Below are 10345 nucleotides of genomic sequence, written 5' to 3'. Positions count from 1 at the left end.
ACGTCTCTGGGAGACAAGAAAATGGGTTTGAAATATCAGCTGGACACTCTGGAAGGGGTGGATGACACCGTGCGCGCTCTTTACACCGAGAAGGACGGCAAGTTCGTACTCGGCATTGAAGGTCTGCCACAACCTGAAGACGTTTCAGGCTTGAAGTCGAAGGTTGAAGAACTGCTCGGCGAGAAGAAAGCTGCCGAGAAGGCTCGCAAGGATGCCGAAGACCAGGCTCGCCTGGAGCGCGAAGAGGCTGCCCGCAAGTCCGGCAATGTCGAAGAACTCGAGCGCTCCTGGTCTGAAAAATACAACCGCCGCGAAGCTGAACTGAACGGCATGCTGGAACAGGAACGAGGAACGCTGAGCACTCAGATCCGGGATCTGACTGTCGGCCGTACCGCTACTGATATCGCGTCTGCTCTGGCAATCCCGGGCAGCGCAAAAGCCTTGTTGCCGCACATCGAACGCCGGTTGAGCGTCGAGCAGCGCGACGGGAAGCCTGTTGTGGTAGTGCTCGACCAGCAGGGCAAACTCTCGGCGGCAACGCTTGATGAGCTGAAAGCAGAATTCGCAAACGACACGGCGTTCGCGCCGTTGATCGCAGGTAGCAAGGCATCTGGTGGCGGGGCCAACGGTGCTGGGAATGGCGGCGGGGCCGCGAAAGGAAAAATTGGCGGCACCAAGGAGGAACGACAGGCAGCAATTGCGAGCCGGTTCCCCGATCTCCCTCTCAAGTAAGGAATTAATTCATGTCTCTGGCTCAAATGCAGGTTTTCAACGAATTCGTCATGCCTGCCACCCTGGAAACGCTCGATCAGATGACCGATGCGTTCAACCAGGCAAGCAACGGCGCGATTGTGCTGTCTCCAGACGGCTTCACTGGCGACTTCTTGCAGGAGTCGTTCTTCCAAAACCTGGCCGCCGCTCAGCGCCGTGTTGATCGTTACGCAGCCAACAACACCGTGAGCGCAACCGACCTCACCGAGCTGAAAAACACCTCGGTGAAAATTGCCGGCGGCTTCGGCCCGCTGCGTTATGAGCCGGCCCAGATGACCTGGTTGCAGCGCCCAACCGCGCAAGGCATTGAGGTCGCCAGCCGTGCGTTCGCTGAAGTTCTGCTGAAGGACCAACTGAACACTGCCATTGCAGCACTGGTGGCTGCGATCACCGCCCAGGCGGCTGCGACCAACGATGTGTCGGCCACTCTGGGCATTACCCAATCGGCGCTGAACAACTCGCACGCGAAGTTCGGCGACTCCAGCCAGAACCTGGTCACCCAAGTAATGCAGGGCTCGACCTGGCACAAGCTGGTAGGCCAAGGCCTGGTCAACTCGGCGAATCTGTTCCTCGCTGGCAACGTTCGCGTTGTCGACATTCTGGGCAAGATTTCCATCGTGACCGATGCCCCTGCGCTGATGCAGGCAGGCACTCCAAACAAGGAAATCATCTTGTCCCTGGTGTCTGGCGCTGCGCTGGTTCACGACAACCGAGACATCATCTCGAACGTCGAGACCACCAACGGCAAGGGTCGCATCGAAACCACCATTCAGACCGACTACACCTTCGGCCTGGGCATGAAGGGTTACACCTGGGACACCACTGCTGGCGGCGCTTCGCCGACCGATGCTGAATTGGCGACCGGTACCAACTGGGACAAAACCGCTGCCAGCATCAAGCACACCGCTGGTGTGGCTCTGATCGGTGATGCCTCCAAGTAACCGCTGATGGCTGAGCCGGACTTACGTCCGGCTCAGCGAGGACATGATCATGAGCAACAAGAACATCTGGTATCTCCCGGGGCCGTTCCACCAGTACCATGAAGACGTGAAGGCGCTGGCTAAGAAGGCAGGTCTACGCATCATCGACGCGAATGTTACCGAGAGTCGCGACGATGAAGCCGACAACACGCCCGAAGTCACGCTGAAGGAAGTCCAGCAGCATCTGGTGCTGGTTGTTGGTGCTGGTGACAACCAGGCGGAACTGGAAGAGCTGATCGGCAAGCTGCGGATTGAAAGCGATACGGTCCGAGCTGTAATCGATGGGCTCGACGTCGGAGAGATTGAAAAGCCGGAAGCCGGCGAGCTCGCAATCCGTCTGTTTCATGCGCTCGATGGAATTCGCCTGCAAATGGTTGAGCTGGCCGATGCGCGTGACGATCTCGCAACGGAAAACGAGACGCTGCGCAATGAGCTCGCCGAGTTGAGGGCGGGCGAAGGCGCGGAAGTCGAAGCCCTGAAGGCTAAACTCGACGCTGCTGGCGTGACCTACCGGGCCAACGCCTCGAAAGAATCCTTGGAAAAGCTCGTCGCTGATCTGCCCAAGGCGTGATACTGCTGGCTGCCGGTAACTCGGCGGCCAATCATTCAAAACTCAATCCTGCGAGTTGATCCATGACACTCATCATCGAGGACGGCACCGGCAAGCCAGACAGCGAAAGCTACGCGAGCGCCGCGGACTTGGCCATGTATGCCGTGAAGTTCGGTGTGGTAATCCCTGCCGATGTTGTCGCACAAGAAGCGCTGCTTCGACGGGCCGCCTTGGCGATGGATGGAAAGACCTGGAAGGGGCGCAAGACGGACAGCGATCAGTCTCTGGCCTGGCCGCGCCGGGGTGTTGAACTGGACTGCCAGATCAAGCCCGACAATTACCTGCCTGCGCGCATCCAGTATGGCCAGATGGCCTTGGCCGCCGAGATTCATCAGGACGATATCGACCCCGTAGAGAAGCGCAAAGGGGCGGTTCTACTGGATCGCGTCGAGGGGGCGGTAACGCGCCAGTACGCTGCAATCCCAAACACCAGTAACAGGCTGCTGCCAGCAGCGCCGGATCGTCCGAGCGCCACGCAGTTTGCTGATTACCTACAGAAGCGGGGCCTGTTCGCCGTCCGCGCATAGCTGCAACGGAGCTTTCATGGCCACCTTCTACGACGAAATGGCCGCGATGGCTCTGGAGATGATCACAGAGTTCGGCCAGCCCGTGATCATTCGGGCGACCACCGTCGGCGAGTACGACCCTGACGCCGGTAGTGCGCCGCCTGACACAGTCACCGAGCAGATAGCCCAAGGCATCCTGCTCGACTTCACCGGCCAAGAATTCCAGAACAACAGCCTCATAAAGCAGGGCGACAAGAAGCTCAAGATCGCCGCGCAGGGGTTGGCGTGGGTGCCTGACCTGCTGAACAAGGTCATTGTCCATGGGAGAACCTGGTCAATCGTCCCGCCATTGAAAGAGATCAACCCAGCCGGCACGCCGATCCTGTACGAATTGCAGGTGCGATCATGAGCCGAGCAGGGGCCGGCCAGTCAGGTAGCTTCGCGCTGAGCCTCGCCGAGTTCGCGGCCCAGGCCACGGAAGCCATCGACGCCAGCCTGCGCGAGATCATCATCGAGGTAGGTAGCAGCGTCATCCGCATGTCGCCGGTGGGTAACCCTGAAATCTGGGCGGCGAACGTTGCGCACCGTTCGGCCAACACCCGGGCAGCAGACGACTATGACTTCAAGGTGGCGGTCCGCAACACGGTCATCAACCTGACCGACAGCAACTTCACCAAGTCCGGAAAGTTGAAGGCTGGCGTGAAGTACGCCAAGCCACTGACCAAAGCCGAGCGGGACCAGAACTTCAACGTGAACGGTTTGGTCGCCGGCAAGGATTACGTCGGCGGGCGGTTTCGGGCTAACTGGCACCTCTCAATTGATGTCGTCGAGAACGTGACCTTCGACGAGGCTGACCCGAGCGGCCAGGAGACGATCGCAGCGCTGGTTTCAGCGGTCTGCGACTTCACCGCCGGCCAGACTGCGTACCTCATCAACAACCTGCCATACGCGATTCCTTTGGAATACGGGCACTCGCAACAGGCTCCAGGCGGAATGGTGAGAATCACCGTGGCCCGCTTCCAGCAGATCGTCGATGAAGCCATCAGGAACAATCAGGTATGAGCCATAAAATCATCCGCTCCCTGCTTGAGGGTCGATTGAAGACGTGGGCGGCCTCGCGCAGCCCTGTCTTGCGCATTGCTTATCAGAACGTCGTTTTCACACCGACGGCGAACGAAACCTACCTTCGTGCGTTCCTGCTTCCTGCTGGCACAAACAGCAATGACCTGGCTGGAGCCCATCGGCTGTACACGGGCGTGTTTCAGGTCACGATCGTGACACCTGTTGGCGGCGGTACCGGTGCAGCAGAGGGACTGGCCGACGAATTGGCCGCGCTGTACCCGCTCAACGATCAGTTGACCAAGACAGACTTCAGTGTCCAGGTGATGACACCTGTAGACCCAGGCCCTGAGCAGCAAGAAGACACCGCCCTAGCTTTGCCGGTTTCGTTCCAGTACCGGGCTGACACCACCACTTAATTCGCCCATTGGGCAAACCCAGAACCCGCCATTGAGCGGGTTTTGTCATTTCTGTAAAGAGGAAACCCCCATGGGTTACAAGCTCCCCAATGGCGCGACGTTCGAACACGCCGCTACCTACGCAGCACCACTCGCATTCTCGGCCATCTCCAACGCCTCCGAAGCAATCTGTACCGTTGTCGGTGCGACCTTGGTGGCCGGCGACATCCTGTTGGTCACCTCCGGCTGGACTGCGCTGAACAACAAAGTTGTCCGTGTGAAGGTTGCGACTGCGACCGCTATCACTCTGGAAACGATCGACACCACCAGTACTGCGATCTACCCGGTCGGCTCCGGCGTGGGCAGCCTGAAGAAAGTGCTGACTTGGGTGCAAATCCCGCAGATCACCGACGTAGCGTTCTCCGGCGGTGATCAGAACTACGCAGACATTGTCTTCCTTGAAGATCAACAGGGTCGCCAACTGCCGACCGATAAGTCTGCCGCCAGCATGGTGCTGACTGTTGCCGACGATCCGACTCTGGCCTACGTGCCAATCGTGACGGCCGCTGACGTTGCCCAGACCGCGCAGGCGGCCCGTCTGAACCTACCAGGCACAGACAAGCTGTACTACGGCACCTACACCTCGTTCTCGCTCCAGCCGTCCGTGTCCCGCAACAATCTGCTAACCCGGACCGTGTCACTGGCGCTGCAATCCTCGCCAACCCGCTACCTGTCGTAAGGAATCCTCATGGCAAAGTTTTCCATCGCGCCGAAACCGACATTTACCGTCGACGTCGCTATTCCGCAGGTGGGCGGCAAGCCAGCAATGGTGCCGTTCACTTTCAAGTATCGCGACCGTACTGCCCTAGCTGAGTTGTTCGACTCCTGGAAAGAAAAAGCGGAGGCGATCGGTGAGCGCTTCAAGGGCGTACAGCCAACTCTTGCTGAAGTAACCGCCGCCGAAGTCGAGCAGGGCGCTGATCAAATCAAGGACCTGGTCGTGTCTTGGGGGTTCGACGACGAGCTGAGCGACGAGTCAATTACTGCGCTGGTGAAGAGTTGCATCGGCGTTTCAGATGAGGTGGTTAAGGCCTACAGCGAAGCCTTCGGAAAGGCCCGCCTGGGAAACTAACCGCCGCCGCCCGTGCGCTATACGAGCCCACCGGTTCAGCCGAACAGTTGGCATTGTTCGGACTTTCGCTGGAGGACTACGACGAGACTTTCGAAGTTTGGCCGGACAACTGGAAGGCGTTCCTCGTCATGGATTCGATGGGGACTCAATGGCGCACAGGTGCATGCGGCGCAACCGGCCTCGATTACGGTGTGCTGCCAGACGTGATGAAACTCGTCGGCGTCCCTGCAAAGGATCGCCCCGGCGTGTTTCAGGACATCCGCATCATGGAGTCGGAAGCCATTGCGGCGATGGCCGAAGCCCGCGACAACAGCCCGTGAAGACGGGCACTTATTCAAGGTGAGTCGATGAACATTGCAGAACTCGGCATCAAGGTCGACTCCGCTGATGCTGCCCAGGCTGCGACCGATCTCGACAAGCTGACGAAGTCTGGTGATCGGGCGGAGCAATCCGCCGTCGGGCTGATGAAAGAGATGGAGGTGCTGGAGAGGTCGCTGTCGAAAGGCGCGACCACCACGCAGGAACTGGCCAAACAGCGCGATGGCCTATCAAAACTCACTCAAACCGGGGCTTATGGCGAGGCTGAATTCGCCAGGATCACTGCACAGCTCGACAAGCAACAAGTGGCTCTGGCCAAGTCGACACTCGATGAACAGAAGGCACTGAACAGCCTGCTTAGTGCAATCGATCCGGCCAAGGCAGCAATGTCCAAGCTGGACACTCAGGTTGAACAGTTGGGTAAGCACCTCGATGCCGGGCGCATCAGTCAGGATCAGTACAACTCGTCGCTGAGCAAGATCGATAAGGATTACGCCAAGCTCGAAAAAACCACTACCGGGTTCGACAAGCTCCGTCTAGGAACGCGCCAGGCTCAAGAAAACGTTGTTCAGTTGGGCAACGCGCTTTCTTCGGGCGATTGGGGTAGCGGAGTCCGCGCAGTCGCTCAACTGGGTGCTGGTGCCGGCGCTTCTGCTGCCGGCCTGCTGGCCATTCTCGCACCTATCGCGCTGGTAACCGCCGCAGTAGCATCATTGGGCGTTGCCTACTACAAGGGCAGCGAAGAGCAGGACGCTTACAACAAATCGTTGGTCCTTACCGGGAATTTCGCCGGCGTCAGTGCAGGGCAAATGGGAGAGCTGGCCCGCCAGGTCAGTGCGACTGTCGGCACAACCGGACAGGCGGCCGAAGTGCTCGCCTTGCTGGCTGGCAACGGCAAGATCGCTGGCGAAAGTTTTGGTGACATTACCAAAGCAGCAGTCTCCATGCAGGAGGCTACTGGCAAAGCTGTCAGCGAAACCGTCGCCGAGTTCTCGAAGCTGGCAGACGATCCGGTCAAGGCGTCCGCGGCTCTAAACGAGCAATATCACTACCTGACTGCTTCGGTTTATTCGCAGATAGCCGCTCTGGAAGAGCAGGGCGACCATGCTGGCGCTGTCAAATTGGCCACCGAACAGTATGCGGACGCGATCAACGAGCGCACGCCAAAAATCCTTGAAAACCTGAGTTTCTGGGAGAAGGGTTACAACGCTGTTGCGCGTGCGGCTGACAACCTGAAAAACATCGGTCGTAGCAACATCGGCTCCGATATTGAGCAGGCTCAGCGTGATCTGACCCGAGCAGAGTCTGGGGATGTTGGCCTGTTTCAAAACAAGCAGGAAATGATCGACCTCTACCGCAATCGGCTGAACATGTTGGAGGACCAGAAGGCCGCAGAAGCTGACATTGCCAAGTACGAAGGTGAGCAGGCCAAGGCGCAGCAAAGTGCAGTAGTCGCTATGTCGAAAGTCGACGCGATCACTAAGTCTTCGCTGACCAACGAGCAGAAGCGCGCTGAGGCGATTCAGGACTACAAGAAAAGCCTGGATGATATTCGGAGGGTCAACCCGAACGACTCCCGGCTTGATCCGGCTGCAGTCGCCAAGAACATGGCGAACCTCAACGACAAATTCAAGGATCCGAAGGGGGCTGCCGGTAGTGTTGATCTGACCAGCTTCAACGACGCGAAAAACGTATTGGCTGAAACGCTGGTCTATTACAAAAACGCGGAAAAGGAACTCGAAGCCTCTCAGCGTGCCGGCGTCATCTCCCAGGCCAGTTTCACCCAGCAGCGTGTCAGTCTGCTGCAGCAGGAAGCCACTGAGGTCGCGCAAAGTTATCAGTCGGAAATCGACGCGCTCGAAGCGGCCAAGACCAAGAAGGGCACCACCGCAGCGCAGGTCATCCAGATCGATCAAAAAATCTCGGACGCTCGTTCCGCCATGGTCAAGGCGCAACAGGACAGCGACAGCGAACTGTCGATCATTGCCACCAACGAAGAGGGCCGGCTGCGCAAGCAGACCCTGGCCGTCAACACGTATACCAGCGCGCTGCAGCAACAGGTCGAGACACTTCGACGGCAAGGTTTACGCGCTGCTTCCAGCCTGGGGCAGGGCGATCGACAGCGCGGGCTGACGGATCAGCAAAACGGCATCGATGACCGCATCAACCAGCAGAAACTGGATCTGGCGAACCAATACGGTGATGGCTCGCGCGGCATGAGCCTCGACGAGTACAACCTGAAGCTGAAGGCCGTTGCACAAAGTCAGCAGGACCTGCGCAACACCGTGATCGCCAACTACGACGACATGACCTCTGCGCAAGGCAGTTGGACCGCCGGCGCATCGTCGGCCTGGGAAAACTACCTGGAATCGACGCGCGATGTGGCCGGGCAGACGAAAAGTCTGTTCACCAACGCGTTCAGCTCCATGGAAGACGCGATCGTCAACTTCGCGCTGACCGGCAAGCTGTCGTTTGCTGACTTCGCAAAGTCTGTTCTGTCGGATATTGCGCGCATTGCAACTCGGCAGGCTAGCTCGTCGGCTCTGAGTGGGTTGTTTGGGCTGGCTACCAGTGCTGCGAGTTCCTACTTCGGCGGCGGTTCGTCGGCAGGGTCGACGCAGGCCGGCTACACCGGATCGGACTACTCAAACTGGGCGAGCGCCCAAGCCAAAGGCGGGGCCTGGTCTGACGGCGTGCAGATGTTCGCTAAAGGCGGGGCGTTCTCCAATGGCGTTGTTAGTTCGCCTACCACCTTCGGGATGGCCAGCGGGAAAACCGGCGTGATGGGTGAGGCTGGGCCTGAGGCGATCGTCCCTCTGGCTCGAGACTCGCAAGGTCGCCTCGGCGTTCGTGGCGGTGCCAATTCAAGCACCCTGAGCATTACCGTCAACGTCGATGCCAGCGAAGGTGGCGGCACCATACCAGATCCTGCGCGTCTTGCGGCTGCTATGGCGGTGGTTGCCAAGCAGGAAATCGCACTCGCGCGCCGTAACGGCGGGCAACTCACCTAAGGGGGAATCATGCTGACATTTACATGGCGGGCAACATATGACGCCTCGCGGGTGATTACCCCGACCGTCAAGGTAATCAAGTTCGGCAATGGGTATGAGCAGCGGCAGGGGACCGGAATCAACCGGCAGCCGCGAAAATACTCGCTGACGTTCAAGCGGATCACGTCAGAGATCGATGCTATCGACGCCTTCCTGATCGCCCGAGGCGCCATCGATGCCTTCAGCTACACGCACCCCGGCCATCCTGCCGGGGTTTTTGTTTGTCGCGAGTGGACGCGTACCGATGTGGTGCGCGGCATCGACAGTCTGTCAGCGACCTTTGAAGAGGTTTACGAATGAGTGAACTACAAGGTCAGCTTTCGCTCGCGAAAGGCCTGACGATTTGGGAAGGCTTCGAACTTGTTTTGCCTGACCAGACGCTTCGCTTTCACGCCGGGGTCAACGAAATGTTGGGGGTAGTCATCTGGCAGGGCAACCCATACACGCCGTGGCCGATCCAGGCTCAGGAGTTCGCTACACCAAGCCAAGGCTCGCCGGCCCGCCCAAAACTGCAGGTCGGCAATTTTGGCGGGAACGTTTCGGCACTGTGCAGGCAGTACGAAGACCTGCTCGGCGTGAAGCTCAAGCGTCGTCGCACAATGGTCAAGTACCTGGATTCAGTCAATTTCGCCAAGAGCAACTATCTGTTGTGGTCGGAAGATGCGACGCAAGCGGTGTGGACGAAGTCGGGAGTGACCGCATCGCTGCCAGCGCTGACTGATCCGTATGGATCGCAGGTAAGCCAGCTGGTCGAGGGGGCGGGCACCACTCACCAAGTTAAACAGGTTGGAGCGGCATTCCCTGGCGAGTATTACACCGTGTCGGCCGTGGTCAAACTGCGCGACGTAAGCCGGCCCCAGGTGCGTATTCGCCTGGCTGATAATATTGGCTTCCGTGCTGACAACTACATGGATTTGCAAACTGGTCTGACGCTAGCCGCGGCAAGCCAGGACCGGGGCCTGCTGGATCTTGGCGGCGGATCTTATCTGATCTGGTGCTCTGGCCTGTTAGATCCGTCGGCAACCTCGTTCGATTTCCGAGTCATCCCTCGCGATGCTTCAGGAAGTGAAACATATGCGGGCGACGGGGTCAGCGGCGTGTACGTCTCAAGCATGCAGGTAACAAGGTCGCGTGGATTGCTGGCTTACCAGAAGACTGGCGCCAGCTGGAACCCAAACGCCAACCCGGCCGAAGAGTACCCAGTCGAAACCTGGAACATCACGCGCAAGGCCAACGAGACGCCGGCCGCCATCGAGTTCGAACTCGGCTCGCCGCTCGACCTGCAAGGCGTCAAGCTGCCGCGCCGCCAAGTGGTAGCCGGCACTTGCCTATGGGCGTACCGCTCTGGCGAGTGCGGCTATGGCGGCGGGCCGGTGGCGGACTATGCCGACCGGCCGACCAGCGATATCAGCAAGGATCAGTGCAGTCGCTCCATGATCGGCTGCAAGCTGCGTTTCGGTGAAAATGGCGAGCTTCCTTTCGCCGGCTTCCCGGGCATTGCCCGCGTTCCGAGGCTTTAAC

The 10345-nt window shown here is 59.0% G+C and carries 13 protein-coding genes; all 13 read left to right on the top strand.

Annotated features, from left to right (window positions below):
* Nucleotides 1-21 precede the first annotated feature (21 nt).
* The gene (locus ACM6IR_RS08180) at nt 22-732 is read left to right on the top strand and encodes a hypothetical protein (RefSeq protein ID WP_414907224.1); all 711 of its coding nucleotides are present in this window, start codon (nt 22-24) and stop codon (nt 730-732) included.
* An 11-nt stretch (nt 733-743) separates the two neighbouring features.
* The gene (locus tag ACM6IR_RS08175; protein WP_414907223.1) at nt 744-1712 is read left to right on the top strand and encodes a major capsid protein; all 969 of its coding nucleotides are present in this window, start codon (nt 744-746) and stop codon (nt 1710-1712) included.
* A gap of 49 nt (nt 1713-1761) precedes the next feature.
* On the top strand, nt 1762-2322 hold the full coding sequence (locus ACM6IR_RS08170; RefSeq protein ID WP_414907222.1) for a hypothetical protein: 561 nt from the start codon (nt 1762-1764) through the stop codon (nt 2320-2322).
* A gap of 62 nt (nt 2323-2384) precedes the next feature.
* Complete coding sequence (locus ACM6IR_RS08165) at nt 2385-2888, top strand: DnaT-like ssDNA-binding protein (RefSeq protein ID WP_414907221.1); 504 nt, start codon at nt 2385-2387, stop codon at nt 2886-2888.
* A 16-nt stretch (nt 2889-2904) separates the two neighbouring features.
* On the top strand, nt 2905-3276 hold the full coding sequence (locus tag ACM6IR_RS08160; protein WP_414907220.1) for a hypothetical protein: 372 nt from the start codon (nt 2905-2907) through the stop codon (nt 3274-3276).
* On the top strand, nt 3273-3929 hold the full coding sequence (locus ACM6IR_RS08155) for a hypothetical protein (protein ID WP_414907219.1): 657 nt from the start codon (nt 3273-3275) through the stop codon (nt 3927-3929). The genes ACM6IR_RS08160 and ACM6IR_RS08155 overlap by 4 nt, the downstream gene beginning before the upstream one ends.
* Nucleotides 3926-4345 (top strand): phage tail terminator-like protein, encoded by a 420-nt coding sequence (locus ACM6IR_RS08150; protein WP_414907218.1) that lies wholly within the window; start codon nt 3926-3928, stop codon nt 4343-4345. Before ACM6IR_RS08155 ends, ACM6IR_RS08150 begins: the two co-directional genes overlap by 4 nt.
* 70 nt (nt 4346-4415) lie before the next feature.
* Nucleotides 4416-5063: a phage tail protein gene (locus ACM6IR_RS08145; protein WP_414907217.1), complete on the top strand. Its 648-nt coding sequence runs from the start codon at nt 4416-4418 to the stop codon at nt 5061-5063.
* Nucleotides 5064-5072: 9 nt separating this feature from the next.
* On the top strand, nt 5073-5456 hold the full coding sequence (locus ACM6IR_RS08140) for a phage tail assembly chaperone (protein WP_414907216.1): 384 nt from the start codon (nt 5073-5075) through the stop codon (nt 5454-5456).
* A 47-nt stretch (nt 5457-5503) separates the two neighbouring features.
* Nucleotides 5504-5776 (top strand): DUF1799 domain-containing protein, encoded by a 273-nt coding sequence (locus tag ACM6IR_RS08135; RefSeq protein WP_414907215.1) that lies wholly within the window; start codon nt 5504-5506, stop codon nt 5774-5776.
* A 27-nt stretch (nt 5777-5803) separates the two neighbouring features.
* Entirely contained in the window at nt 5804-8785 is a 2982-nt protein-coding gene (locus tag ACM6IR_RS08130) for a phage tail tape measure protein (protein WP_414907214.1), read from the top strand.
* A gap of 9 nt (nt 8786-8794) precedes the next feature.
* Nucleotides 8795-9124, top strand: a complete 330-nt coding sequence (locus ACM6IR_RS08125; RefSeq protein ID WP_414907213.1) for a phage tail protein — start codon at nt 8795-8797, stop codon at nt 9122-9124.
* Nucleotides 9121-10344 (top strand): phage minor tail protein L, encoded by a 1224-nt coding sequence (locus ACM6IR_RS08120; RefSeq protein WP_414907212.1) that lies wholly within the window; start codon nt 9121-9123, stop codon nt 10342-10344. Before ACM6IR_RS08125 ends, ACM6IR_RS08120 begins: the two co-directional genes overlap by 4 nt.
* Nucleotide 10345 lies beyond the last annotated feature (1 nt).

It is taken from the genome of Pseudomonas sp. IT-P253 (assembly GCF_949768125.1).
Lineage (GTDB): Bacteria > Pseudomonadota > Gammaproteobacteria > Pseudomonadales > Pseudomonadaceae > Aquipseudomonas.
This window is presented reverse-complemented; position numbering and strand designations above follow the sequence as displayed.